This window comes from Bacillus cereus group sp. BfR-BA-01408, assembly GCF_022663305.1.
Lineage (GTDB): Bacteria > Bacillota > Bacilli > Bacillales > Bacillaceae_G > Bacillus_A > Bacillus_A pacificus.
On sequence record NZ_JAKUFF010000024.1, the window covers coordinates 14,122 to 39,866 of the forward strand.

Consider the following 25,745-nt stretch of genomic DNA (forward strand, 5'->3'; position numbering starts at 1 on the left):
CAGCTATAGTGTAAATTTCTTGACTTTTAAGACAAATTCCTTTAATTTTCTATCGACAAAGTCATGTGAAATACATCGTATTTTGCTAATATTTTACACATCTCGATAAAAAAGGAGCTGTTTCCATGTTTACTAAAGAAAGTTATGCAGGATCTCGCGTGCAGCAATATGAGACAGTAATAAAACAACTGGATGCATTATTAACTGGCGAATCAAACGTAGTCGCAAACTTATCAAATGCGTCCGCATTATTAAACCAATTTTTAGATCGCGTTAATTGGGTTGGCTTTTACGTAACAGAAGGAAATCAGCTTGTTCTTGGACCATTCCAAGGAATGCCTGCTTGCGTGCGCATTCCATTTGGACGAGGCGTTTGCGGCGTTGCAGCTGAAACAAAAACAACGCAGCTTGTAGCAGACGTCCACCAATTCCCAGGGCATATCGCTTGCGACAGTGCTTCAAATTCAGAAATTGTCGTACCGATTATTAAGGATGAGAATGTCATTGGTGTACTTGATATTGATAGTCCTGAAAAAAATCGTTTCGACGAAGTAGATCAGCGCTATTTAGAAAAGTTTGTGGAAACACTCCTAAAACATATGTAACAAAAAAGAGCCAGTTATCGATTAAGTACATGACGTACAAAACCGATAGCTGGCTCTTTTTTTATTGATTACTAACAGTAGATATTTTCTTTAACGCTTGCTCTAAATCAGAAGCGATATCCTCCCACGATTCTAAACCGACAGATAAACGTATTAAATTATCATAAATGCCCATTTCTTGTCTTAACTCAGCTGGAATCGCAGCGTGCGTCATCGTTGCCGGATGCTGAATTAACGTTTCTGTATCTCCTAAACTTACCGCAATTGTAATAAAGTGAAGCTCATTAATAAACGCCTGCGTCTCTTCTTTCCCGCCTTTAATTGAAAAAGATATAACGCCGCCCCCACGTTTCATTTGGCGAGATGCTAACTCCCCTTCTGGATACCAAACACCTTCTACCGCATCATGATTTTTTAGGAACGATACAATTTTTTCCGCATTATCACAATGGCGGTCCATTCTTACCGCTAGTGTCTTTAATCCGCGTAACAATAACCACGCGTCAAACGGTGCCATAATACCGCCCATATCTTTTCGCATCGGGCGGATTTTTTCAGCTAACGCTCTCGTTTTACAAATTGTTACACCCGCCACAACATCACCGTGACCACCAATATATTTTGTCGCACTATGAACAACGGCGTCACAGCCAAGTTCAAGCGGTCTTTGTAAATAAGGTGAACAAAACGTATTATCAACAATGACAAGTAATCCATTTCGCTTCGCAACTCGAATCACTTGTTTTAAATCAATTAATTTCATTGTCGGATTAATCGGTGTTTCAACGAAAACAAGCTTCGTATTTGGACAGATTTTATTTTCAATATCAGTCTCTGTCTCCATATCACAAAACGAATGCGTAATCATAAATTTCTCTTCTAACACTTCTAAAAATCCATACGTGCACCCATATAATCCGTTTGAACAAATAATATGATCTCCAGCTTTTAGAAAGCCAATTAACGTTGCTGAAATAGCTGCCATACCGGATCCGAAAGCAAGTGCTTCTTCTCCTCCTTCTAACACCGCCATACGTTCTTCAAACAACTTTACAGTTGGATTTCCAAGTCTTGAGTAAATATAAGATGGATCCACTCCCGCAAAGCTCGCCTCACCTTGCTGCGCAGTCTCAAATGTAAATGTAGATGTTTGAAATAAAGGCGGTGTTAAACTTCCTTTATGTTCCTCTGATGTATACCCGTGATGAATTAACGCTGTCTCCATATGCTTCTTTTTCATAAAAACATCCCCTTTTATGTTTTTATTGCCGCATATTCACCAACAAAAATTTGATGAACGTTTTTACTACATTTTATGTAAGCGTTTTATTTGTGTTTCTATCTCTTCTTTTATATCGTTTTAAATTCCTTCTTGTTCATTTCCAAAATTTATATGCATAAAACAAAAACGTACTCGCTTGACGAAACTCTGGGTAAAAGATATAATAGCGTTTGTGTAAAATAAAAAGGCAGCCTTGTAATGTGAGTTTATCGTTTGTATTTTGTTCCTCTACGGAGGTGTATCTCGTAACTCCCTGCTGCTGGAGCGAAGGTACATGAAAACAAAATGCCCGTAAATATCGATTACGTCTGTTTTTATTTTACGTAAATAAAAACATTTTTAAAGGAGGAGTCAACTATGGCTCGTTATACAGGTCCAGCTTGGAAACTGTCTCGTCGTCTTGGAATCTCTCTAAGCGGCACAGGAAAAGAATTAGAAAAACGCCCTTACGCACCAGGTCCTCACGGTCCTAACCAACGTAAGAAACTTTCAGAATACGGTTTACAATTACAAGAGAAACAAAAACTTCGTCACATGTACGGCATGACTGAGCGTCAATTCCGTCGCACATTTGACCAAGCAGGTAAAATGCCTGGTAAGCACGGCGAAAACTTCATGATCCTTCTTGAAGCTCGTCTTGACAACTTAGTTTACCGTATGGGCTTAGCTCGCACTCGTCGTGCAGCTCGCCAATTAGTAAACCACGGTCACATCATGGTTGATGGCGCTCGCGTAGATATCCCATCTTACCGTGTAAAACCTGGTCAAACTATCAGCGTTCGCGAAAAATCTAACAACCTTGTTGTTGTTAAAGAAGCGATCGAAGTTAACAACTTCGTACCAGAATACTTAACTTTCGATGCTGACAAATTAGAAGCTACTTACACTCGTCACGCTGAGCGTGCTGAGTTACCAGCTGAAATCAACGAAGCATTAATCGTAGAGTTCTACTCTCGTTAATGACAAAAAGCCAATCCTGTGGATTGGCTTTTTTCGTTTATATATAAGGGATCTTAGGGATAAACTAAGCTTAGGCAAACGCTACTTTCCCTGTACATTTTACATACAAATCTCCAATGAGTCATAAAAAAGCCACGCTATTTAAACGTGACTTTTTATAACTACTAACCGATTTTATCTTTAAGTTTAACTTGGATCATTGAGCCGCAAAACCTTATATAAATCCTCAGAAATAATAATATTATTAAAAATATCTTGTTCCGAATTTTTATTATAAAAATTCCCAGCAACTAAACACATTTTACGACAAAAGTCGATTACTCCTATTCGAATTCTTATATTACAATTATCTTCATTGTTTTCCCAAGACTTGCTATTAATTTTCAAATTCCTCTCATTCATGTAATATATCAACACTTACAATGATCATTATGTCCAATAAAAGATGTTCAAAGTATAGTTACTTAATTCAAAACTCTTATCATTACATACAGCTCCTTTTGCATACTCCTTACTTCTCATATAAAATTCAAACATATTTTTAGAAAGGAAGATTTTTTTTAACTAAAAATAATGTATTAATATAAACAGATTTATAATTTTATGTTTCTTTGCTATAATTCTCTTAGATAGGAGGTGAATAATATGAATAATCCTACATATCCTGTTAAAGTTTATGTACACGCATTGATTGGGCTCTCTTTACCTGCTTTGACCGTTTTTGGGTTTACAGTTCCAACATTCCGCGGAATTTTCTTTCTCTTTGCCGCAATATTACTTTCATATTATGGAATTACTATACGATTTATAATGGCTAAACTGAATTCAACACCAATGATCCCATTTTATCGTTTATTAGCTTTTACGCTGTCACTATTATTTTTTTCCGCTTTTATGGTGATAATATCTCAACAAAAGACTTCTTTTGTATACTTTTTAGCATTAAAGTATATGAAAGAACTATCTTATTTAACAATCTTATATACAGTTTCTATATTCCTATTTTTTTTATTCGAGTTAATATTTCATCTTTATAAACATATTAAAAAACCACAGCGTATTAAGAATAAATTTGAACTATTTGGATTCGGTATACATCTTTTTATAGCTCTCTTTACTACATTAATATTACCTGATATAATTTTCGGGATAATTTATAGTTTTATATTCGGTTTTTATGATAATAAATTATTTGAAACAAGCATTTGGGAATTTTCATACTTTAGTTTCCTCATCCATTTTGCATTACCTATAAATTCAGAGAGCATCCAAAACTACGTGAAATTACTTAATGAACACACATTAGCTAGAGTAATTCAAGTAATTCACATTAATACATGCAAATTTCTTGATTTAACATTTTTAGCTATTTTAATTCAGAACTTTTTAGGATTTATAAGCATGTTCAATATTGAAAATAAAAACAATAAAAATTCATAGATTATTTTCTCAAAAAAAGCATCCATATTGGATGCTTTAACTATATCCCTATTATTCATAATACAAAATAGTACCTTAAACAGTTGCTCTTTTATCAACAGTTTAAGGTACTGACAAGCCACATTTCTTTAGCGTAACTAAATATAAAATTTATCATCTTTTTTAAACATGTTCTGTTGATTTAATTTGTAGCCAATCCGTAATAATTTTTCGTACCCTTAACAATATTTTTCCCTGATTTTGAACAAACTCACATACTGATATATCAATATTTTCTTCAACTAATCCAAATAGAAAAGATATCTCCTTACGAATCATCTTTAAATCATTTTCCCTTATGCCATAGTGGAAAATATTATTTCGTAAGCTAGATGTATATAGTTTATTTATTGAATCAATTATAATAGTGATTTCTTCTTTTCTTTCAACTGCGCCATAATATCTTGAACTTTGTTCATCTGTTCTCATTAATTTCCCCAACGCTTGTACACTTGAATAACAACAGATAGACACTATCCTTTTATAAAGATTTGTTTCTTTGGATAATACTTGTGGTAAAATAGCCAGAACATAATTTATGCCACATAAAATATTAAACAAAATAATATTAATATCATTGTCTACATCATTTCCAAATAACTTCATCCTATCTTCCAAAGAAAATCTATAGTCTTCATCCTTTATATTTATTTCTACCATCGGAATATTTGTTGGAATTGTAAATCCATTCTCTCTCAAATACGTGCAAATAATTTGAGTCATTATTTCACCAAAACCTTTGAGTTCTTCACCATTATCTAATTCTTGAATCAAATTATTTACTATCGTATGTGCCCTAAAGGTATTACTTACATATACATTTTCAAATTTATAGCACCCAAAATTATCTTGTCCAAATACATTGATAAACATATTTTGAAAACTGTTATAATCCTTAGTTAAATAATCATCAAATAATGAAATTGATTCAGATACAGATTCAACTGTTTTATTGACCTTATTTATGACTTTTGTTTCAGCCCTAACCTTCATAATTTTACGAATTTCTTCTGAATGCCACCTTACTTGTTGATCCTCATCAAAGGAATCCAATACTCCAGAAATAATAATGCCTATATACGGAAGGAATTCAAATATTAAACTACCATTATTACCTAACTTTTGGATAGTAATTATAGAATCCATGCAATCTGAAAGTAACAGTCTTTGAGATGCCTCACTATGTTCCATACAAATCCTCCTGTTTATAACGGTTTATTTTTATCAATTTATCAGTTCACATTAATTATACTTGTTTCTTCTATAAACCCTCTATTAAATAGCTCACTTACTAAATTTGAATCCTATGCATACAAAAAAGCTACCGAAGACACCAAAACAGTTACTTCGAGTAGCTTTTATTTATATATATTAAAATTATTTATTTTCCTCTTTCTGAACATATACATAAGCATCTTTCTGCTCTTTATGTACATCCACCTTCGAATTCTCTGCAAGCTGACCCGCATTTAGCAAAGAAAAAATAATGAGCGCTTCTAGTGACATTTCGTTTTACCACTCCTTTCTAGTTGTTATACATTTATCATACCGCTTACATGTGATTTCCGTATGAACTCGAAAAGGAGATTACAACAAAATGGTTACAAGTATATGAATGCACGCTATAATAACCATAAAATAGGAGGTTGATTCATTGTGACGATAAACCAAATGGTTCAGTTAGGCAGTGCATGTATGTTGTTTATTACTTCCGCGCTTATTAATTGGTATCAAGGAAGTAATTTAATAGATGATCCTGATGAATGGAAATATAGCGCTAAGTTTACGAATTACTTCAAAGGCACCGTTTCTAATTACGAAGATATTTATCAAATCGATTTCTTTATATACGCAGCAAAATTTTATCCAACAGCATTTATCGTTATGCTCATTAGCTTACTGTATATGCTCGTATCAATTCTTTATATTCTATTTAAAAGAAAAGATCCGGCGATTTAAATCCATACATAAAAAACCCCGAATCATAAAGTGAAACTTTAATCAGTGGGGGTTTTCTTCATCCCCCACTGATTATTAGTTGAACCAATCGGGCTTTTATGGGCAGTTGATCCCCCACCTAACTTCTTTGCTTTCGCTGCATTTTGAGGTGGGGGTCTTACTGCCCATTAAAGCGGGATAAACTTTTCAGCCTATAATTCGGGGTATTATTTGTTTACATTCGTTTCAGATTAGTAACGAATTAAGAAATATTTCTTTTTACCGCGGCGAATGATTGTGAATTTACCTTCGATGCGGTCTTTTTCTGTTACAACGTAGTCTAATGCTTGTGTGCGCTCACCGTTTACGTAGATTGCACCGTTCGTTACATCTTCACGTGCTTGACGTTTTGATGGAGAGATTTTGCTTTCTACAAGTAAGTCGATTAATACTGTATCTTCTGCAGTACGTTCTACAGATGGTACGTCTTTGAATCCTTGCTCGATTTCGCTTGCAGTTAGTTCTGCTACAGAACCGCTGAATAATGCAGCTGAAATTTTAATCGCTTGCTCTAATGCTTCTTCGCCGTGAACAAGTTTTGTCATTTCCGCACCTAATGCTTTTTGTGCTGCACGTTTTTCTGGTGCTTCAGCTACTTGTTTCTCAAGCTCAAGAATTTCTTCATGAGATAAGAATGTAAAGTATTTTAAGTATTTAACAACATCACGGTCATCTGTGTTAATCCAGAATTGGTAGAACTCGTAAGGAGTTGTTTTCTCTGGGTCTAACCAAATTGCGCCGCCTTCTGTTTTACCAAACTTCGTACCGTCAGATTTCGTAACAAGTGGAATTGTTAGACCGAATGCTTTTGCATCTTCTTCTGATTTACGAATTAATTCAAGACCAGCTGTAATGTTACCCCATTGATCACTACCACCGATTTGTAGGCGGCAATTATGGTGTTGGTATAAGTTTAAGAAGTCGTATGATTGTAAAATCATATAACTAAACTCAGTAAATGAAATACCAGTCTCTAAACGAGATGCTACTGTATCTTTTGCTAACATATAGTTTAAACCGAAGTTTTTACCGATATCGCGTAAGAATGAAATGACATCTAAGTTACCAAGCCAATCATAGTTATTAGCCATTGTTGCTGGGTTGTCCACGTTTTCGAACTCTAAGAAGTTTGAAAGTTGGTTTTTAATGCTTTCTGTGTAGTAAGCAACTGTATCTTTCGTATTTAATGTACGCTCTGCTTTTTTACCACTTGGGTCACCGATCATACCAGTACCACCGCCAACAAGTGCGATTGGTTGGTGACCAGCTAATTGGAAACGACGTAACATTAATACTGGTAACATATGACCGATGTGTAAGCTATCCGCTGTCGGGTCGAAACCACAGTATAATTTAACGCTTTCTTTTTCTAATAATTGCTCAAGGCCCTCAGCGTCTGTTTGCTGATTAATTAGACCGCGAAATTCAAGATCTTGTAAAATACCCATATCCTACATACTCTCCTTTAAGTTCATTACTGGCGTGAAGGTTAAAAACATAAAAAAATCGCCCCTTCAAATAAGGGACGATTTTGATTATCGCGTTACCACCCTAGTTGCAGACAAAAAAAAGCCTACCACCTTATTTACATAACGGCTTAGCACCGTCTCTTCCCTTTTGAATACAATTCAATCGAAAAAAGATGCTCTAGGGGCGTAATTCGCGATCATCTATGTGCTGATTTTCACCGGCCATCAGCTCTCTAAAACAGGGAAATGATCACTACTTCTCCCTTTCCACGCTCAATTATTCATATACTTTTCTTTATATCATTATTTACTAGCATGTGTCAAATTGAAGAAAATACTATATACAAACTACCTTGAAGATTTTTCCCCTCCATAAAACTCTTGCATCTCCTTTTCGGAAACCTTTGTCAGTTTTAATTTATGCGATTTCTTTCCCTCTTCACTCATGTACAACGTTGTATCATCCAATAATTCCAATTTCACTCTTCCATTCCAAGGGTATGACATATTACATATTACTTGATTATCATTATAATCTACTACACTCCCTTTAACTCTTTCTGTTTTCCCTCTCTTTTCATAAAACACTATTTCAATATTTTTATCGTCTATTTCTTGAATCTGAAGGTAAGCCCCTTTACCGCCAGCATACCAATACCCTTTCATCTTATTAAAAGAAGAAGAATGAGTTAAAAAAATATAAATAGTGCTTGCAACGATTATTAAGGCTATTGCACTTACAACTACGAATCGTTTATGGGCTAGAAAACTAGTTTTTTTCTTATTCTCTACATTCCATTCATTGTTCGTTTCTAATATCTCCTCTGAACATTGTTGTTTCTCTAAATTCATACCACAATCCCCACAAAAATTATCATGCTGTCGCACCTGACTTCCACAATTGGAACACTGTCTCATAATTTATCTTCCTCTCAATAATGTATTAATTATATATTTGCATATTAGCACATCATTATTGAATTTGGAATTAATTTCATAATATGTCTAAATATAAAAAGCACATAGCTTTCACTATGCACTTCATTTCTCCTACCCTATTTAAAATCCTATAATTAATATCATAATTATAGAAATAACCGGAAGCCCAACTAATAACGAGACATGAAACACAACTGATAAATCATTCCCAATCGTCGCCTCTACAGGATCTTTCGCTGGAGAACCAAGAAATCCGATTAATCGATCGAAGCGACTTACCGTTTTTGGAAAGTCTGGTATTTCTACATGATCACTATCTAAATGTTGCTTTAACTTATATTCACTCTTAAAGGGATTTTCGCTCAATTTCGTCCACCTCCAGCAATTGTTTCAATTTCTTTATTCCATTATGAAGTCTCGATTTCACCGTTCCAATCGGAATGTTTAATATTTCTGCAATTTCTTTTTGCTGCATATCATGATAATAAGAAAGGATTAGGACCGCTCTTTGCTCTTCTGGAACTTTCAAAATTGCTTCTCTTACTGTCAGCCGATCTTCGTGAGAAAATTCTTTTTCCGGAATCGGCACTAAAAATGGCAAAAGCGTACGCCACTTTTTTCTCCTATTTAATTTATTAATCATAAGACGATAACCGATTTGAAATAAATACGTTTTTATTTTACCTTTTTCAGGTTCATACATATGTTTTTTACGCTCTAGCGTCAAAAACGTATCTTGCACAAGATCGATACTTAATTGTTCATCTCGGTTAAATCGATATAAAAATGTGTATAGCGCTGGTTTGATTAAAATATATAGTCTTTCTCCCGCTTGTTTATCTCCACTTTGATACGCAAGCATGAGCTCCTCCTCAATCCCAATCTGCGCCATGATTTTTGATCTCCTTTATTCCTTTTAACGTTAATGAAATACGGGAAATTAAATATGCAATCGCAATAAAAATCCACAATTGTGATTGATTTGTAAAAAATTGCACATATGGGTTTTGAATCGTAAATCCCATTGCAACTAAAGTATTTAACGCTTGCACACATATGCATGCATACAACGCAAGGCAGACAGAAATCGTATCAAATACATTCCAGCGAAAATACACTTTTGTTTTTGTAAAATCAATTTTATATCCATTTTTCCGTACTATATGTTTTCTATCAAATGGAATAAGAATTGAAAACATAACAATCATCATAACGCCAGCTGTAAGCATTGATACTCTATATCCAATTGGTATCGGTAAGAAAAGACCACAAGAAAATACAACTATAATTCCAATTAAAGCAAAAGCAAGAAGTAATTTATTAGACATACAAAAAGCCTCCCTCATCTATTCTTTCATAAATGTATACAGACGAGGAAGACACTTCGTTCAAATATTATTTTATTTTTTTAACTATAATCTTTTATGTAAACCAATCCTTTTTATATAATACATAATGGTTTTCTAAAAACATTTTATTGTATTTAGGGAATAAGCACTCCACTTGTTTCTCTAATTTAAAGCCTATTTGTTCCATAGACCTGCATGAATTGATATTATTATCCCATGCCTGCGCATGAACCTCATCTACGTCTAAAGTTAAAAATATGTAATTATATATTAAGTTTCTTGCTTCTCGATTGACACCTGTACGCCAAAATTTACGTGCAACCCGCTGAGCCTCTGCCCTCACAATTAACTTTTTATTTTCATCCACCGTTGGCACAGAGATCCAATATGTCCCTACCATTTCCTTTGAGTGTTTCATTATAATTGACCAAGCTATAATATCTCTCAAATTTTTATAAGTATGTAACAGCTCTCTCATTTCATTACTATCTTTCGGGATCGTATTCGCTGTCCAACGATGCATATCAGGATCTTTCATTACCTCATACCACTGTTTGTAATCTTTTTCTGGTTCCACAGAACGTAAGCATACTATGTTTCCTTCTAAAACAGGTATCTTCATCTACATTCCCCCTTTATTATTTACAAAAAGAAAGGTCTGAACGTTGTTTCGTTCAGACCTTTCTCTCTTAATCTTCCATCGTTGATAAGTCACCTGTTGGTAAGTTTAACTCCCACGCTTTTAATACGCGGCGCATAATTTTACCACTTCTCGTTTTCGGTAATTTGTCTCTAAATTCAATTTGTCTTGGCGCTGCATGAGCTGCTAGACCTTTCTTTACAAATTGACGAATTTCTTCTTTTAATTCTTCTGATGGTTCGTACCCTGCTCGAAGCGCGATAAATGCTTTAATGATTTCGCCGCGCACCGGATCAGGAATACCAATTACACCAGCTTCTGCAACAGCAGCATGCTCGATTAATTTGCTTTCTACTTCAAATGGTCCAACGCGCTCACCTGACGTCATAATTACATCGTCAATACGTCCTTGGAACCAGAAGTATCCGTCCTCGTCCATGTAGGCAGAGTCACCTGATACGTACCAATCACCCGGCATGAAGTAAGACTCATATTTTTGCTTGTTATTCCAAATTCCACGCATCATAGCTGGCCAGCCTTTGCCAATTGCTAAGTTACCCATTGTGTATGGAGGCACTTCATTTCCTTCATTATCAACAATCGCTGCTTTCACACCTGGAATTGGTTTACCCATTGAACCTGGACGGATTTCCATACAAGGGTAGTTACAAATAACTTGTCCACCTGTTTCTGTCATCCACCACGTATCATGAATACGAAGTCCAAATGCGTTCATACCCCAGCGAATTACTTCTGGATTTAACGGTTCACCAACGCTTAACACGTGGCGCACTTGTGATAAATCATATTTTTTAATTGCATCTTGTCCAGCACCCATTAACATACGGAAAGCTGTTGGTGCGCTATACCAAACTGTTACACCGTAATCTTGCAGTGCTTCATACCAAGCTTCTGGACTAAATCGTCCGCCTAAAATAACATTTGATGCTCCGACTAACCACGGTGCGAAAATACCGTAAGCTGTTCCAGTTACCCAGCCAGGATCAGCTGTGCACCAATATACATCGTCTTCTTTTAAATCTAATACCCATTTCGCCGTTTGATAGTGTTGAACCATTGCGTTTTGTGCATGAAGCACACCTTTTGGCTTACCAGTAGAACCAGACGTGTAATGTAGAATTAAACCGTCTTCACGGCCTAACCATTCGATATGTAATTCTTTTGAAGCTTGTTCGAATAAAGGATTGAACGCTACCGTTTTACCGCCTTCTTCTACATGATCTCCAACAAGGAAGACTGTTTTTAAAGCTGGTAAATCATTTAATGGTACACGCTCTAACAATTCAGGCGTTGTAATTAACACCTTCGCTTCGCTATCTTCTAAACGATCGCGAACTGCGCCTTCCATAAACGCTTCAAATAACGGACCAACAATTGCCCCTAATTTCACTGCACCTAAAAGTGCAAAATATAACTCTGGGGAACGCGGCATAAAAATAAAAACGCGATCGCCTTTTTCTACATCGCCATAATTTTTCAGGACATTTCCTGCTTTATTAGAAAAATCCTTCATTTCCTTAAATGTATACTTCTCTTTTCGCGATCCATCTTGATAATAAAGGGCTACTTTATTCTTTCGATCGGATTTCGCATGCTTATCAATTGCTTCATACGCCATATTTACTCGGCCTGTTTCATTCCAAGTAAAATTTTTATTAACCTCTTCCCAGTTAAAATTCGCGTATGCCTCATCATAATTCGGCAAATTATTTTCTCCTTTAATGACAGGAAGCGTTTCTACTTTCATACTTTACATCCCCCTCCTATGTATTCTATTATCTATTATAATAACATTATTTAAAATTTTCAGTATATTTGTTGATTTTTAGACAAATTTTTAATGACAAATTTCGATTCACATCGCATATATTATAAAGTACGATATGAATAGATTCACAAACCCTCAAGGTGGTGAGCAATACATTGATTCATAAAAAAATATATAATGCCAGAAACTTAAAAACAGCGAAAGGCACTTTAATTATTGAAGGGCCTGTCTCTACACATAACTTAGAAATGTATGAATTTCATCCAGACTTAATTGCGTTTCGTCCTGCCGAGCAGCAATATAAAGCAATTGTCGAAATTTCTAAATTACCAGAAGCTCGTCTCATTATCGCTAGACATGACCAAACGATTGTTGGATATGTTACATACTTGTATCCTGATCCACTTGAACGATGGTCAGAAGGAAAAATGGAAAACTTAATTGAACTCGGGGCAATTGAAGTTGTCCCAGCCTTCCGTGGTTGCGCTGTCGGAAAAAACTTATTAGAAGTTTCAATGATGGACGATTATATGGAAGATTACATTATATTGACGACTGAATATTATTGGCACTGGGATTTGAAACAAACAGGCTTAAATGTTTGGGAGTACCGCAAAGTAATGGAAAAGATGATGAATGCGGGCGGGTTACAATGGATGGCTACAGATGATCCTGAAATTTGCTCGCATCCCGCTAACTGTTTAATGGTCCGCATCGGCAAACGCGTTGATACGGATTCTATTCAAGCATTTGATCGTCTACGTTTTCACAATCGTTTTATGTATTAATAAAGGGGGCAACTGGAATGATTGTAGAAGAAATTATGAATCAAGATGTAGTGACACTACATCCAAACGATACAATCGAAACAGCAATCCGAACGATACGCACGAAAGGCATTCGGCACATTCCAATTGTCGATCAAAATAATCACGTCGTAGGCATTATTTCTGATCGGGATGTAAGAGATGCAAGTCCGTCTATTTTAGATGAACAAGTTTCACTCGATATGCTGAAGCAACCGCTTGAACTCATTATGAAACATCCTGTTATGACTTGCCATCCTCTCGATTTCGTTGAGGAAATTGCTACTTTATTTTTTGAAAATAAAATTGGCTGTCTTCCTGTTACAAAGGCTGGAAAGTTAGTTGGAATTATTTCTGAATCTACTGTGCTGCACACGTTAGTGAAATTAACAGGAGCACATCAACCAAGTTCACAAATTGAAATTCAAGTAAAAAACGAACCTGGCATTCTCGGAAAAGTCGTTGCTATTTTTAGTGAGTTACAAATCAATATCGTGAGCGTTCTCGTCTACCCAGCAAAAGATGAGAATGATAAAGTACTCGTTTTCCGCATTCAAACGATGAATCCGCTAAAAGTGATTGATGCACTTGAGGCAGAAGGCTACCGTGTATTATGGCCGAACATTATGGGGATGCAAGCATGAGTAGCGCGTTTATTTATTCGGAGGACTTTCGGGGCTATTCGTTTAGCCCTGATCATCCTTTTAACCAACTGCGCGTCACACTTACGTATGATTTATTACAAAAGGGTGGTTTTATCTCTCCTTCCCAAATCATCCCACCACGGATGGCTACAGATGAAGAGATCGCCTACGTTCATACAGAGGAGTACATAAATGCGGTAAAACGTGCTGGAGAAGGTAAATTAGAAAAATCAATCGCGATGACATATGGACTCGGAACAGAAGATACACCGATGTTTCCAAATATGCACGAAGCAAGCGCATTACTCGTTGGCGGTACGTTAACTGCTGTCGATGCTGTTCTTTCCGGGAAAGTAAAACACGCGCTTAATTTAGGCGGCGGCTTACATCACGGCTTCCGCGGCAAAGCATCTGGCTTTTGTATTTATAACGATAGTTCCATCGCAATGAAATATATTCAGAAGAAATACGGTTTACGCGTCTTATATATTGATACAGATGCTCATCACGGTGATGGTGTACAGTGGTCCTTTTATGACGATCCTAACGTATGCACCATTTCACTACATGAAACTGGGCGCTATTTATTCCCTGGAACTGGCGCTGTAAATGAACGCGGACAAGGTAATGGCTATAGTTATTCTTTTAACGTTCCACTCGATGCTTTTACAGAAGACGAATCTTTTTTAGATTCATATCGAACTGTCGTAAAAGAAGTTGCAGCCTACTTTAAACCGGATATTATTTTAACGCAAAACGGTGCTGACGCACATTATTACGACCCACTTACACACCTTTGTGCAACGATGAATATTTACCGTGAAATACCGAAGCTCGCTCGCGAAATCGCTAACGAATATTGCGAAGGTCGCTGGATCGCTGTCGGCGGCGGTGGCTATGATCACTGGCGCGTCGTCCCAAGAGCTTGGGCACTCATTTGGCTCGAAATGAACAACATCCAAAACATCTCAGGTTATCTTCCTCCAGAATGGATTGACGCTTGGAAAGGACAAGCAGAAACAGAACTTCCCCTCACATGGGAAGATCCAGACAACATGTATAAACCTATCCCCCGCAAACCAGAAATTGAAGAAAAGAATGCATTAACTGTAGCGAAATCTCTTGAAATTATTCGGAATAATATGAAAAAATCTTTGTACTAAATGAAAAGGAGGCTCGTTTTTGAATAGCCTCCTTTTACTTATTGTCGGTTTCTGTCGGTAAGTCGATATATTTTGATAATCGCTGATATATTTTATTTCATAATTAAGTGGCCCAACTTTTATGAAAAAAGGTCGTGATATTATGTGGAAGCAAAAAATGATTCACACGAAACGTGGCACATTCGAGCTTTTTACAAAAGGAAATGGCGAACCCCTTTGCATTACACATCACTATTCACAATTTAATGAAACGGGTGATTACTTTGCGAATGTTTTCACTTCTACGCATCGTGTATTCCTCATTAATTTACGAGACGCTGGTAACTCTGTAAAAGCCAATTCAAAAAAAGAATTAAGTATGATTGAAACGATTCACGATTTAGAAGCTATACGAGAAGCTTTACAACTTCCAACATGGCATTTCGCTGGCCACTCAACAGGGGGTATGCTTGGACTTCTATATGCGATTACGTATCCAAATTCTTTACAATCATTAGTCATCGTTGGAGCCGCAGCAAGTAACTATACCAAAACACCATTTTGCATTTATCACCCAGCACACCCAAAGTTTCATTATATGCAAAAACTCATCGAAAACTTAAAAAGCCCTCACCTTACAAGTGAAGAACGAAAAGAACTATCTACTGAGAGAACAAAATTATCACTGCATAAACCCGAAAACTACAACTCTTATTTTTGTAAACCAATCGAAAAAACTATGTCCGCTAGCCGGATGAACGTTTTCGCCAATGAATATCCATCATTTGATTTAAGAGATCATTTACCTTCCATCCAAACAAAGACCCTTATTATATGCGGAATACATGATATACAGTGCCCGATTCAATATTCTATCGAAATGCATAAGGGTATACGTAATTCTATCTTTGTGACATTTGAGGCGAGTAACCATTATCCCTTTTTGGAAGAAGCTGCTCAGTTTACTTCTACTACTCGAACATTTTATAAATCGTTACACTAGTACCGTTATTATTAAGGAAAGCTCACAGTCTCTATAAAACTATGAGCTTTTTTCAAAAGAAGTATTTCAACTAGTAACAATTAAAAGAAGAACACACAAACTCACTAAACCTAAATCAATAAATACTGCCTTCTTATCTCCTTCTTTTAAACTTATTATAAAACTAGAAACTATTTTAATTGCAAAAAAGACCATCATAAATAGCCAACCGAAATGATCATTCGTATAATCTTCATCATAAAACATTTGTATTGCACCGATAATTAATAAAATAAGTACGATATTCGTTCCAATCTTTAAAGCTTTGTTTAATTTATTATTCTTTAATATATCCCCCAAAATGTAGCACGCCCTCTCAAACTATCTTGTGTGTTGGCACAGATGTTTTATCCCCCTTTACATTTTAACATAAATTACCTTATATATACTTTTACTTACAAATTCAGATGTGCACGACAATAATGATGTTCCTTTCATCGCAATATACTCATCACTTTGAAGAGATAGAGCAGATTTTGTTAGAAGTGAATAAGTAAGTAAAAAATCCGAAGCACTCATCACTTCGGATTTTTTAACAACCCTATTTATCCATAACAACAGGAAGCTGGAATGAAACAATCGTTCCTTTTCCAAGTTCACTTTTTATTTCTAATCCAGTTCCGTATAACTGTTTTAATCGTGCATCCGTATTCAATAAACCTATTCCCTGTTTTTGATTCGGTTTTTTCACTAATATTTCTTTTATTTTTTCATCTGACATGCCTATCCCATCATCCGCAATCGAAATGTTTATAAATCCACTCACACTCTCTATTTTTATATGAATGCTTCCACCCTTTGCTTTTTTTAATATACCATGACGCACAGCATTCTCTACTAATGTTTGAATAGAAAACGGTGGTACTACACATTCTATTCCATCTTCGACTTCCAGCACGCTCTGTATTCTCTTTCCAAATCGCTCTCTTTCAATATAAAGATACGATTGAAGTAAATCTAATTCATGCTGTATAGGTACGGTTTCCGCTAACACTTCTTCACCAAAACTGGCTCTTAAATACGTTCCAAACTCAACAATTAATTTCTCCATCCTAACAATATCAATTTCACCTAATGCAGCAATCGTATTTAGTGTATTAAAAAGAAAATGCGGCTGAATTTGCGCCTGAAGCCAAGCACCTTCCATTCTTATTCGCTCATGAATTGATTGCTTTAACTCTGTTAATGCATTAATTCTCACTTTTAATTCCAGTGCATCTATAGGCTTTACAATGTAATCATTCGCCCCAGCAAGAAATCCTGTATAAATATCTTCTGGCTGCGACCTAGCCGTTAACAGTACAATAGGCAACTCTGCAATAGAGTATTGGGTACGAATCATTTTTGTTAATTCATAACCTGACATTTTCGGCATCATCACATCTACTAATATCATATCCCACTCCATATTTAACCGCTCCAAAACCTCTCTTCCGGTTGTTACCGTTTCAAGTTCATATTCATCTTGTGGTAATATACTCTTTAATACTTTTAAATTTATAGGATCATCATCAACAGCAAGAATTCTCTTTCTATTACCGACTCGATTATCCTTCATTTCAACTTGTTTTAATTCCACTACTTTTTCAATTGTTTCTTTTGACACAATTAGCATCTCTTCTCTTTCAGCAAGTGGTAATGTGAATGTAAAAGTAGAGCCTTTATGTAAAACGGATGTAACAGTAAGTGTTCCCCCGTGCATTTCCACTAATTGTTTACAAATACTTAGCCCAAGTCCAAATCCTCCACTTTCACCATATGAATCACTACCTTGTTCATATGGAAGGAAGATTCGCTTTTGCGCTTCTTTATCAATTCCAATACCAGTATCTGTAACCTGAATAGCCGCGTAATTTTTTCGTTTTTCAACATCAATTGTAATAGCCCCTTCATCCGTAAATTTAACTGCATTATGAAGTAGGTTAAATAAAATTTGAATAAGACGATTTTGGTCAGCTAATACAAATGGAAACCGTTCAGGGATATTCGCGATAATTTGTAATTTCTTTTCTTCTCCAATAAACTTTTGCATATCAATCACCATTGTAATAATTGGTTGCAAATCAACCGGTCTCTTATGAATCGGTATCCCTTTCTGCTCCATTCTTGTAACATCTATTAAATCGTTCAACAAATACGACATACGCCTTCCTATTGTCATTAATAGTTTTAGATGTTGTTTACTTTCACCATTTATCGCTTTCTCTTCATCCATTACACTTTGTGCAATATTCATCATCCCATGTAACGGATTTCTAAGTTCGTGCGCTGTATTTGCTAAAAATTGATCTTTCTTATGATGCTCTTCTTTTAATTTTCCAGCCAGTTCACTATTCTCATCACTCGTGCGAAAGAATCGGATAAACCAAAAAGTCGAAAATGATACCATTGCTAAAAAAATATCAAATGGATAAAAATCCGCATCAAATATCCTCGCAAACCCTATGCTATACATGAACGCAAACTCTTTAAAACTCGCACACAATACTCCAGAAGTAGCACTAATCACTGTAAAAAGTAAAAAGATTAAATCATACTTTCCACTTTCCACCACTCGTAAAACAATAATTGCTGTTAAAATGAATGGAATAATAATTGTAAAAAATAATATAAATCCAAAATCTTGCACTAGTCTAGGTGAAGAAAACAATACTACGAAAACATAAATTCCGCATAATACGATGGTAAATAAAATAAATTTATTGTCCCCATAACCTCGTAAAAACCTTTTCATATACAGTAAAATAAATAAAGCGAAACCTACAAACGATATATATATAATTTTCATATATATTGAAAATTCAAATTCATACAAAGAGAACAAAAAACGTTCATCCGTAATTAAAAATATAATACCTGCAAATATACTACCAAGTGAAAAATATAGAATCTCAACATTTTTCGGCTTCATCACAAAAATGATAAATGCATATATACCATGTAAAAACACTATTGTCGTTGCAATAATTTGCATCATAAGATTGTTAAAGCTATCCTGTACAATAGCATTTTCACTGCCAAAACGCACTCCACCTGTAATCCCGCCATGTTTCGATTCTTGTGTCGTTTTCGTAACAGGAATAAGAAGATTAATTACCCCTTGTTCATTCGCTTTTACCTTTATGACAGTTGGTGTAAGTGAAGTTTTATGTACATCATTCGGTTTAAAAATACTTCCTCTTTCCTGTACAAGTTCTCCATTTACATACAAATCGAACTGATTATGAACACGCTGTATTTTTAAGCCGTAATTTTCATTCGAATTCTTCACTTTGATAGATAGCGCATACGTGCCATATTCTTTTTGATGAGTACGATCAACTCTTTCTTTCCAGTTCCCCGGAACATTAATATATTCATAATCTTTATTATTTTCCTTCATTTGATCCGGGGTAAGTAAAACATTCGGATAAAATTTCCATTCACCATTTAACGTAACTAAATTTTTTTCGCCAAATGTTATATCTGATAAATTTACTATCCCTTCTTCAGCATGTGGTTGATTTATATAAAGAGATTGTTTAAACCAAATGGAACGAAAACCGACAATACAAAGGATAAATAAGAATACTACTATCAATATTTTTCTTTTAGACATACTTATTCCCTCTTTATAAAATTACGGAATCTTTTCAAATCTTTACCATAACATATCACACTTTCTTTATCGAGTGAATAATAACTATATTCTAAAAATATTTCCATCACTCGTACTTTAACGTTTTTTCACTTTAAAATAAAGAAACATTCCAATGAAAAATAATAGAACGATTACTATTCCAATCATCCACTTTTCTACTACAAATGGATTCACTTGAGCCACAACTGCTTCCTTTTCTTTCACTTCAAAAGGAACCCGTTCCCCTCGAACTATCAATCTATGTGTATTTACTCCATAAGGTGTGCATGTAACTAACGTAACGTAATCTTTATCTTTCACAACTAATAAATCATTCGTTTCATTTGGTAATACAACTTTTATTTGATCCACCTTATAAGCAAGCACTTTATTTAATGAATGTATGTAAAAAGTATCTCCCTTCTTCACCTTATCCAAGTCCGTAAATAATAAAGCAGAAGGCAAACCACGATGCCCCGTTAAAACAGCATGCGTACTTTCTCCCCCTACTGGCAAAGAAGAAGCATTAATATGTCCTACTCCTCGGCTCAAAACATTTTCAGATGTGCCAGCATAAATTGGAAGCTTTACATCAATTGTAGGAATTTCAATATACCCCATACTCTCACCTACATTTAATACATCTGCATATGAACGTCCACTCTCGTCGCCCCCTTTTTCATTAAATGGATCCGAAAATGACTGTGACGTCGTCTGGACATTTTTATTATATTCATTCGCTTCTTTCTCCCTACGTTCAATTTCTTTTTGCTGTAACTCTTTTACTTTTTTATCATACGAACTAACCGCTGAATAATGAGCTCGTGTTGCTAACCAATTACTAACTGTTGGATATAAGAAAATACAAAGTCCCAATAAAAAAATAGCACCAAATATAATGTTACGTTTCATCATATCCTCCTATAAAGTGAAACTTTAATCAGTGTAGGTTTTGTTCACCCCACTGATTGTTAGCCCTCAAATAACGGGCTAAAATGCCGAAAAAGAGGAAAGGCCTCCCTCTCCTCTTTTCATTACCGTTTAAATCGCTTATTAATTATTTGTTGCTTTTTTTCTAAAGAAAACAAATGCTGCTATTATCATTAATACAAGACCTACTACAGTAAATAAGATTGTACCGATACCACCTGTTGAAGGTAAAATCCATCCACTCTTATTATTTTCTACAGTAAGTGTAACTGTTTTATGATCAGCATCAATCTTTACATGAATTGGCTCTCTTAATTGTTGATAACTACCTGTTGTACCATCTTCTTTTTCATAAGTTGGAGCTTTCGTTTCCACAACTTGATACTCACCGTAAGGTAGCTTATTCCATGTAATTACACCATTTTTATCAGATGTACCTACTACTTTCTTTCCATCGATTTCTACTGGATTTCCTTTTGTATCTTGCAGCGCAAATTCTGCACCTTCTAATTTCTTACCATCCTTCCCATCAACTTTCGTTAATGTAATACCACCAGTCGTTGGAGTAACGATAACTGGTTTTGTTGCCTTCTCACCTGTTACATCATCTTTGTTTTTAAATGTAATTGTTGCCGTATTCGGAATCTCTACTCCTGTTTCTACGCCATCTCTAATTTGTGCTTTAATTTGCAAATGAAACTCTTTTTTGTTATCTAATTTAGAGAAATCTTTTACAGTAGCCGTTACTTTTTGACCGTCTACAACTACTTCTACAACACTTGCATCTACTACTTTACCATCAATTTTTACAACTGGTTGACCTTGAATTTCTAATCGACTATCTAATACATCTGTTACGACATAATGTTTATAATCCTTAATATCTTCTGGAATTAGTGTTTTAATATCATAGTTATAATCCGTCTTCGTATTAATTGGTAAATTGTTTAAATCTCCATTAATCTTCTTATCAATTGTTGGTTCTTCATAGTTTTTCACATCAACTTTAACTACTTCACCAGAAGTAACTGTACCATCTTTATTAATTACACCAGATTCTTTAATGAAGAATTCATATTTTTTCGGATCCAACACATAACCATCTAGCGCTTTCGTTTCTAAAAAGTAATACTTCCCGTACGATAAGTTACCGACACGAATTTTACCATTTCCATCTGTCTCCAAACCTTTTTCTAACTCTGTTCCATCTTCTTTATATAAAGAGAATTGAACACCCTTTAACGCTTTATTTTCCACACCAATTTTTGTTAATTCTACTGCACCACGTTTCGTTTCATTTTTCGGATAAATTTTAACATCATATGTTAATACTTTCCCATCTTCACTTGTCATCGGGATATCAACTTTGTATGTTTTTGTGTCTATATTTACATGTGGTGGTCCAGAAATTTCTTTCACTTCGTAACGACCTAGTGGTAAATCGCCAAAAAATGCAATCCCATCCGCATTCGTTTCAACTTCAATTGGAACTCCATTTACTGGTTTGATGTCTTCTTTAACAATTTTCCCATCGTTTGAAATTGTTCCAAATGATTCAACTTGTTTAATTTGATACACAACTCCTGCTAAAGGCTTCGCATCTTTAGGAATTTCTACTCCTTTAGAGCTACTTTCTTTTAAAGCTGGATTATTAAGTGGCTCTTGTTCAAATTTATGGATTGTTAACGTGCCTTTTTTTTCACTTTTCGATTCCGCTTTTATTAACATACTTGGCAATGAAGCAAATGCTAGCAAAAAGATTAAAAACATACTTAAAAATTTTTTCATTTCTCGTTCTCCTCTTCTACCAATTTAATATTCTAGTAATTACTATTTCTCTTATGGAAAAACAAAAATACAACTACAATCATTAAAAAAGTACCAATTAAATAAAATACATTTGCTCCAGCACCGCCTGTGTTTGGAATTTCCCACTCGCTTTTTTTGTTTTCTACTTTTAACGTTTGTGTAGGTGTCGCTGCCGTTACCTCGACCTCAATTGGATCACGGAGCAACATATATCCATTCGGCGCTTTCACTTCTTTAATCGTATATTTTCCAAACGGTAGTTTCTCTAAGCTAGCCTTGCCATTTTCATCTGTAATTAACTTTCCAACTTCTTTTCCTTCTTGGTTAAAAACTTGAAATTCCGCATGTTGCAACTTAATATTTTCATCAGCTGCATCTACCTTTTCAATTTCGATCTTACCTATAGATGGCGGAATAACAACTACTTTATTCGAACTAATTGGCGTATTATCAAATATGAGCTCTGCTATATTTGGCACGCCGCCATTTGCAATATATTTCGCTAACACCTCTACTGGTGTACCTTCTGCTATTTTGCTTTTAATATGCATCGTGTACTTTAAACCAGCTAAATACGCATATGAACCATCTTTCTTCTCTAACTCAATTGTCACTTTCTTTGTTTGCTTATCAATGTTCGGTGTTACTTTTACAACTTCACCTTTTTCATTCATAAGCTTCACATCTAAAATATCTAGAATATCCTCTAAGTCATCTTGTAAGGTAACCTTCTCTAAATTTGTTGTATCATTACCAAATTGATATGCTACATTCCAAGTAAACTCTTCATTTCTCTCTTGCAATGTACCCTTTTCCACTTCTTTCTCATTTTGAGTAGAAACGGTTTTTGTTACTTTCGGTTTTTCCTTTGGAGGAACCACATACACTTCGTTAGATTTCACTGACTTATTATTTAGTACTAACTCTGCTGTATTTGGGATTCCACCTTTTACTATATAACGTGCTAATTCTGATTGATTTACACCATCAGCAATTTTAGATGTAATTTGCACCGTATATACTTCACCTGTTAAATACACATAACTTCCTTCTTGCTTCGGTACTTCAATCATTACCTGTTTCTTAGCAGTATCAATTTTTGGTTTTATATTTACGACTTCACCTTTTTTATTGATGACCTTCACATCTAATATGTCTAAAACATCTTCTAAATCATCTTGTAATACGATAGAATCGTATCCACTTGGTGAACTTCCAAATTCATACTGCACATTCCAAACAAACTTCTCTTTTACATTGGATAATGTAGCCTTTTCCACGTTCTTTTCATCATCATCCGATACAGTCTTGCGTAATTTCGGTTCTTCAATTGGTGGCTTCACAATGACTTTATTAGAAACAACTGGATTGTTATCTATAATGAGCTTTGCCGTATTCGGAACGCCACCTTTATCTAGGTACCCTTTGATCACATCGATATTTGTACCAATCTTTATCTTCGCTTTAATCGTTAATCGATATTGTCCACCAGCTAAATACGCGTACGAATCATTTTGCTTTGGCAACTTATACGTTACAATTGACTTTTCTTTATCTATAACTGGCGCTATATTTACAACTTCGCCTTTTTCATTTACTAATTTCGTATCTAAAACTTCTAAAATATCTTCCAAATCATCTTGTATAACGATTTCTTGTTTTGACTCCATATCAAATCCAAAGTTGTAATTGACATCATATACAAATTCTTCATGCAATGAATTTAACAATGCCTCATCGACCAGTTTTTGATCTGAATCAGAAACTTTTTTCGTTACCGCCGTATTACACTTAGTAGCATTTTCATTCGGAAGTGCCTTGACGGCTTGAATATCAAACTTTTGATCAAAGAACATAAAATATCCATCCGCAACATTAAATTCTTTCGATTGCGGTGTTTTTTCCTTCACCTTATAAGTGACTTTATAAGTTCCTTCTGGCTGTCCGTCTAAATCCCAAATGATCTGATTCCCTTGTATAACAGGCTTTGTATTAACACCATTTGGACCAGACCCTTGCACACCTGTTACGAGCAAATCATTATTAATATTTAAAATCAACTTATCTTTTTCTTTTTTTGTCACTTTTGTAACGGTTTCAATTAAATTTTTTGTAAACTCTTCAATATCATTTGCCAGTACAAACCATTCCGGTTTTGTTGCCATCTTTTTTAACTCTTGCCTTGCATATGGACCTACTTCTTTATCGTACTTAGTATAATATTGGTCAGATGCTGCTAATATACTTTTATCTTCCCAAAAAGCTGTAACAAGTTTATATCCCGCGTTTTTTATATTTTGAGCCTCTGTAGTTACTTCCTTCAAAGCACCTACATAATCTTGCCCATATTCATTCGACCTATAACCTGTGCCCTGATCCGTTAGTTGATTTGTTAATTTGTAAATATAGCCATCCTTTCGAATGTTAGCAACACCATCTGTAACAAGCAGAAAAACTGTTTCTCGGTCTGGATCATTTTGTCCCTTCGCTTTCTCATACTCAGCTAACGCAAACTGAAGACCACTGGCAGTTGGTGTACCGCTATCTGGAGTTATTTTATTGATGCCATTCTTTGCTGAGGTAAAGTTATTAGTTAATCCTGCTTGCAAGGTTGTTTTAATCCCATTACCTCTACTTTCAAGTACACGCCCGTCACTAGCTTTATATCCCTTATAATCTTGATAACTCGTTACCATAATCCGATCCGTCGCAGGATTTAGTTCATCTACGATATTGCTCAATGCTTTTTTCACATTTGGCATTGTGCCTTTGAAACTTCCACTTGCATCTTGCACAATAACAAAATCAACTTTCTTTTGTTTTGGTGCTGGCCACTTAAAACTTAGCTCCCCTTCATGCTCCCTTAAACACATATTCCCTGTCGATTTAGTTGTTACCTTATGCTGCACCGCTTCCACCGTATTAGCAGCAACCGCTATTATCCCTGGGCTAATCACTTGAAATACGAGTAGAAGCAACATAAATAATGTGACGTTCTTCTTCATCGTTCCATCCTCTCACTTAACATAAATTTATCTCGCCTCATTTCCCCCTTTTTCGCTAAATTACTTTTACGCTCAAAGTATAAATTGGGACACTGAACAAAAACTGAACAAAAAATCAAAAAATAGAAATATTTAAATAACTTATCGTATATAACAATTAATAAGAATCATTTATAATAGTAATTACAAATAATTACCATGGAATATTTATGGTTATTTATGGAGGAATGAAAAATGT

At 35.1% G+C, this 25,745-nt stretch carries 23 protein-coding genes, 1 pseudogene and 1 other annotated feature; of the genes and pseudogenes, 8 read left to right on the plus strand and 16 right to left on the minus strand.

Annotated elements, in window-relative coordinates; genetic code table 11:
• The first annotated feature begins 125 nt into the window (after positions 1-125).
• Positions 126-605, plus strand: coding sequence for a GAF domain-containing protein (locus MR083_RS12620; protein ID WP_242269408.1), 480 nt, complete (start codon positions 126-128; stop codon positions 603-605).
• Between the two features lie 61 nt (positions 606-666).
• Here MR083_RS12620 and megL read toward each other — a convergent pair whose 3' ends face one another.
• The gene (gene megL, locus MR083_RS12625; RefSeq protein WP_242269410.1) at positions 667-1,845 is read right to left on the minus strand and encodes a methionine gamma-lyase; all 1,179 of its coding nucleotides are present in this window, start codon (positions 1,843-1,845) and stop codon (positions 667-669) included.
• A 399-nt stretch (positions 1,846-2,244) separates the two neighbouring features.
• Here megL and rpsD point away from each other — a divergent pair, with 399 nt between their 5' ends.
• The gene (rpsD, locus tag MR083_RS12630; RefSeq protein WP_000135311.1) at positions 2,245-2,847 is read left to right on the plus strand and encodes a 30S ribosomal protein S4; all 603 of its coding nucleotides are present in this window, start codon (positions 2,245-2,247) and stop codon (positions 2,845-2,847) included.
• A 186-nt stretch (positions 2,848-3,033) separates the two neighbouring features.
• On the opposite strand, the pseudogene MR083_RS28015 reads toward rpsD, so the two are convergent.
• Positions 3,034-3,222 (minus strand): annotated as a pseudogene (locus MR083_RS28015) (hypothetical protein); the annotation flags it as partial.
• Between the two features lie 270 nt (positions 3,223-3,492).
• Here MR083_RS28015 and MR083_RS12635 point away from each other — a divergent pair.
• The gene (locus MR083_RS12635) at positions 3,493-4,287 is read left to right on the plus strand and encodes a hypothetical protein (RefSeq protein ID WP_014893475.1); all 795 of its coding nucleotides are present in this window, start codon (positions 3,493-3,495) and stop codon (positions 4,285-4,287) included.
• A 162-nt stretch (positions 4,288-4,449) separates the two neighbouring features.
• Here MR083_RS12635 and MR083_RS12640 read toward each other — a convergent pair whose 3' ends face one another.
• A complete protein-coding gene (locus MR083_RS12640; protein ID WP_242269412.1) occupies positions 4,450-5,517 on the minus strand; it encodes a hypothetical protein in 1,068 nt (355 codons plus the stop codon).
• A 186-nt stretch (positions 5,518-5,703) separates the two neighbouring features.
• Positions 5,704-5,832 (minus strand): hypothetical protein, encoded by a 129-nt coding sequence (locus MR083_RS12645; protein ID WP_000050944.1) that lies wholly within the window; start codon positions 5,830-5,832, stop codon positions 5,704-5,706.
• A gap of 150 nt (positions 5,833-5,982) precedes the next feature.
• Here MR083_RS12645 and MR083_RS12650 point away from each other — a divergent pair, with 150 nt between their 5' ends.
• Positions 5,983-6,285 (plus strand): YjdJ family protein, encoded by a 303-nt coding sequence (locus tag MR083_RS12650; protein ID WP_014893474.1) that lies wholly within the window; start codon positions 5,983-5,985, stop codon positions 6,283-6,285.
• Positions 6,286-6,515: 230 nt separating this feature from the next.
• Here the strand turns inward: MR083_RS12650 and tyrS are convergent, their stop codons facing one another.
• From tyrS to acsA, 7 genes are all read right to left on the minus strand, one after another.
• Positions 6,516-7,772 (minus strand): tyrosine--tRNA ligase, encoded by a 1,257-nt coding sequence (gene tyrS, locus MR083_RS12655; RefSeq protein ID WP_000512078.1) that lies wholly within the window; start codon positions 7,770-7,772, stop codon positions 6,516-6,518.
• Positions 7,773-7,842: 70 nt separating this feature from the next.
• Positions 7,843-8,072: a binding site (T-box leader), on the minus strand.
• 69 nt (positions 8,073-8,141) lie between these two features.
• Positions 8,142-8,711 (minus strand): zinc ribbon domain-containing protein, encoded by a 570-nt coding sequence (locus tag MR083_RS12660; protein WP_222127656.1) that lies wholly within the window; start codon positions 8,709-8,711, stop codon positions 8,142-8,144.
• A gap of 141 nt (positions 8,712-8,852) precedes the next feature.
• Positions 8,853-9,098 carry a hypothetical protein gene (locus MR083_RS12665; RefSeq protein ID WP_001293780.1) on the minus strand — a complete coding sequence of 82 codons (246 nt, stop codon included), beginning with the start codon at positions 9,096-9,098 and terminating at the stop codon, positions 8,853-8,855.
• Positions 9,079-9,624, minus strand: coding sequence for an RNA polymerase sigma factor (locus MR083_RS12670; protein ID WP_043935393.1), 546 nt, complete (start codon positions 9,622-9,624; stop codon positions 9,079-9,081). Before MR083_RS12670 ends, MR083_RS12665 begins: the two co-directional genes overlap by 20 nt.
• Complete coding sequence (locus tag MR083_RS12675; RefSeq protein ID WP_242269414.1) at positions 9,605-10,060, minus strand: hypothetical protein; 456 nt, start codon at positions 10,058-10,060, stop codon at positions 9,605-9,607. Before MR083_RS12675 ends, MR083_RS12670 begins: the two co-directional genes overlap by 20 nt.
• A 94-nt stretch (positions 10,061-10,154) precedes the next feature.
• On the minus strand, positions 10,155-10,703 hold the full coding sequence (locus MR083_RS12680) for a GNAT family N-acetyltransferase (RefSeq protein ID WP_242269415.1): 549 nt from the start codon (positions 10,701-10,703) through the stop codon (positions 10,155-10,157).
• A gap of 67 nt (positions 10,704-10,770) precedes the next feature.
• Positions 10,771-12,489: an acetate--CoA ligase gene (gene acsA / locus MR083_RS12685; protein ID WP_000862042.1), complete on the minus strand. Its 1,719-nt coding sequence runs from the start codon at positions 12,487-12,489 to the stop codon at positions 10,771-10,773.
• A 176-nt stretch (positions 12,490-12,665) separates the two neighbouring features.
• Between acsA and acuA the strand changes: the two genes are divergently transcribed.
• The 4 genes from acuA to MR083_RS12705 all read left to right on the plus strand — a co-directional run bounded on the left by acuA (position 12,666) and on the right by MR083_RS12705 (position 16,105).
• A complete protein-coding gene (gene acuA / locus MR083_RS12690) occupies positions 12,666-13,298 on the plus strand; it encodes an acetoin utilization protein acetyltransferase AcuA (RefSeq protein ID WP_000581384.1) in 633 nt (210 codons plus the stop codon).
• Between the two features lie 17 nt (positions 13,299-13,315).
• The gene (locus MR083_RS12695; RefSeq protein WP_000634568.1) at positions 13,316-13,960 is read left to right on the plus strand and encodes an acetoin utilization AcuB family protein; all 645 of its coding nucleotides are present in this window, start codon (positions 13,316-13,318) and stop codon (positions 13,958-13,960) included.
• Positions 13,957-15,123: an acetoin utilization protein AcuC gene (gene acuC / locus MR083_RS12700; RefSeq protein WP_242269417.1), complete on the plus strand. Its 1,167-nt coding sequence runs from the start codon at positions 13,957-13,959 to the stop codon at positions 15,121-15,123. The genes MR083_RS12695 and acuC overlap by 4 nt, the downstream gene beginning before the upstream one ends.
• Positions 15,124-15,244: 121 nt before the next feature.
• Positions 15,245-16,105, plus strand: coding sequence for an alpha/beta fold hydrolase (locus MR083_RS12705; protein WP_242269419.1), 861 nt, complete (start codon positions 15,245-15,247; stop codon positions 16,103-16,105).
• A gap of 66 nt (positions 16,106-16,171) precedes the next feature.
• Here MR083_RS12705 and MR083_RS12710 read toward each other — a convergent pair whose 3' ends face one another.
• The 5 genes from MR083_RS12710 to MR083_RS12730 form a co-directional block, all read right to left on the minus strand.
• A complete protein-coding gene (locus MR083_RS12710; RefSeq protein WP_242269420.1) occupies positions 16,172-16,444 on the minus strand; it encodes a hypothetical protein in 273 nt (90 codons plus the stop codon).
• Between the two features lie 241 nt (positions 16,445-16,685).
• Entirely contained in the window at positions 16,686-19,742 is a 3,057-nt protein-coding gene (locus MR083_RS12715) for a hybrid sensor histidine kinase/response regulator (RefSeq protein WP_242269423.1), read from the minus strand.
• A gap of 117 nt (positions 19,743-19,859) precedes the next feature.
• On the minus strand, positions 19,860-20,675 hold the full coding sequence (locus tag MR083_RS12720) for a class C sortase (RefSeq protein ID WP_001971043.1): 816 nt from the start codon (positions 20,673-20,675) through the stop codon (positions 19,860-19,862).
• A 141-nt stretch (positions 20,676-20,816) separates the two neighbouring features.
• Complete coding sequence (locus tag MR083_RS12725) at positions 20,817-22,481, minus strand: SpaH/EbpB family LPXTG-anchored major pilin (protein WP_242269425.1); 1,665 nt, start codon at positions 22,479-22,481, stop codon at positions 20,817-20,819.
• Positions 22,482-22,513: 32 nt separating this feature from the next.
• Positions 22,514-25,507, minus strand: coding sequence for an isopeptide-forming domain-containing fimbrial protein (locus MR083_RS12730; RefSeq protein ID WP_242269427.1), 2,994 nt, complete (start codon positions 25,505-25,507; stop codon positions 22,514-22,516).
• Positions 25,508-25,745 lie beyond the last annotated feature (238 nt).

What these genes read in the sequence shown, in the direction of transcription:
- MR083_RS12620 (WP_242269408.1), top strand. Translation starts at nt 126, where the DNA reads ATGTTTACTAAAGAAAGTTATGCAGGATCTCGCGTGCAGCAATATGAG.
- megL (WP_242269410.1), bottom strand. Translation starts at nt 1,845, where the DNA reads ATGAAAAAGAAGCATATGGAGACAGCGTTAATTCATCACGGGTATACA.
- rpsD (WP_000135311.1), top strand. Translation starts at nt 2,245, where the DNA reads ATGGCTCGTTATACAGGTCCAGCTTGGAAACTGTCTCGTCGTCTTGGA.
- MR083_RS12635 (WP_014893475.1), top strand. Translation starts at nt 3,493, where the DNA reads ATGAATAATCCTACATATCCTGTTAAAGTTTATGTACACGCATTGATT.
- MR083_RS12640 (WP_242269412.1), bottom strand. Translation starts at nt 5,517, where the DNA reads ATGGAACATAGTGAGGCATCTCAAAGACTGTTACTTTCAGATTGCATG.
- MR083_RS12645 (WP_000050944.1), bottom strand. Translation starts at nt 5,832, where the DNA reads ATGTCACTAGAAGCGCTCATTATTTTTTCTTTGCTAAATGCGGGTCAG.
- tyrS (WP_000512078.1), bottom strand. Translation starts at nt 7,772, where the DNA reads ATGGGTATTTTACAAGATCTTGAATTTCGCGGTCTAATTAATCAGCAA.
- MR083_RS12660 (WP_222127656.1), bottom strand. Translation starts at nt 8,711, where the DNA reads ATGAGACAGTGTTCCAATTGTGGAAGTCAGGTGCGACAGCATGATAAT.
- MR083_RS12670 (WP_043935393.1), bottom strand. Translation starts at nt 9,624, where the DNA reads ATGGCGCAGATTGGGATTGAGGAGGAGCTCATGCTTGCGTATCAAAGT.
- MR083_RS12675 (WP_242269414.1), bottom strand. Translation starts at nt 10,060, where the DNA reads ATGTCTAATAAATTACTTCTTGCTTTTGCTTTAATTGGAATTATAGTT.
- MR083_RS12680 (WP_242269415.1), bottom strand. Translation starts at nt 10,703, where the DNA reads ATGAAGATACCTGTTTTAGAAGGAAACATAGTATGCTTACGTTCTGTG.
- acsA (WP_000862042.1), bottom strand. Translation starts at nt 12,489, where the DNA reads ATGAAAGTAGAAACGCTTCCTGTCATTAAAGGAGAAAATAATTTGCCG.
- MR083_RS12695 (WP_000634568.1), top strand. Translation starts at nt 13,316, where the DNA reads ATGATTGTAGAAGAAATTATGAATCAAGATGTAGTGACACTACATCCA.
- acuC (WP_242269417.1), top strand. Translation starts at nt 13,957, where the DNA reads ATGAGTAGCGCGTTTATTTATTCGGAGGACTTTCGGGGCTATTCGTTT.
- MR083_RS12705 (WP_242269419.1), top strand. Translation starts at nt 15,245, where the DNA reads ATGAAAAAAGGTCGTGATATTATGTGGAAGCAAAAAATGATTCACACG.
- MR083_RS12715 (WP_242269423.1), bottom strand. Translation starts at nt 19,742, where the DNA reads ATGTCTAAAAGAAAAATATTGATAGTAGTATTCTTATTTATCCTTTGT.
- MR083_RS12720 (WP_001971043.1), bottom strand. Translation starts at nt 20,675, where the DNA reads ATGAAACGTAACATTATATTTGGTGCTATTTTTTTATTGGGACTTTGT.
- MR083_RS12725 (WP_242269425.1), bottom strand. Translation starts at nt 22,481, where the DNA reads ATGAAAAAATTTTTAAGTATGTTTTTAATCTTTTTGCTAGCATTTGCT.
- MR083_RS12730 (WP_242269427.1), bottom strand. Translation starts at nt 25,507, where the DNA reads ATGAAGAAGAACGTCACATTATTTATGTTGCTTCTACTCGTATTTCAA.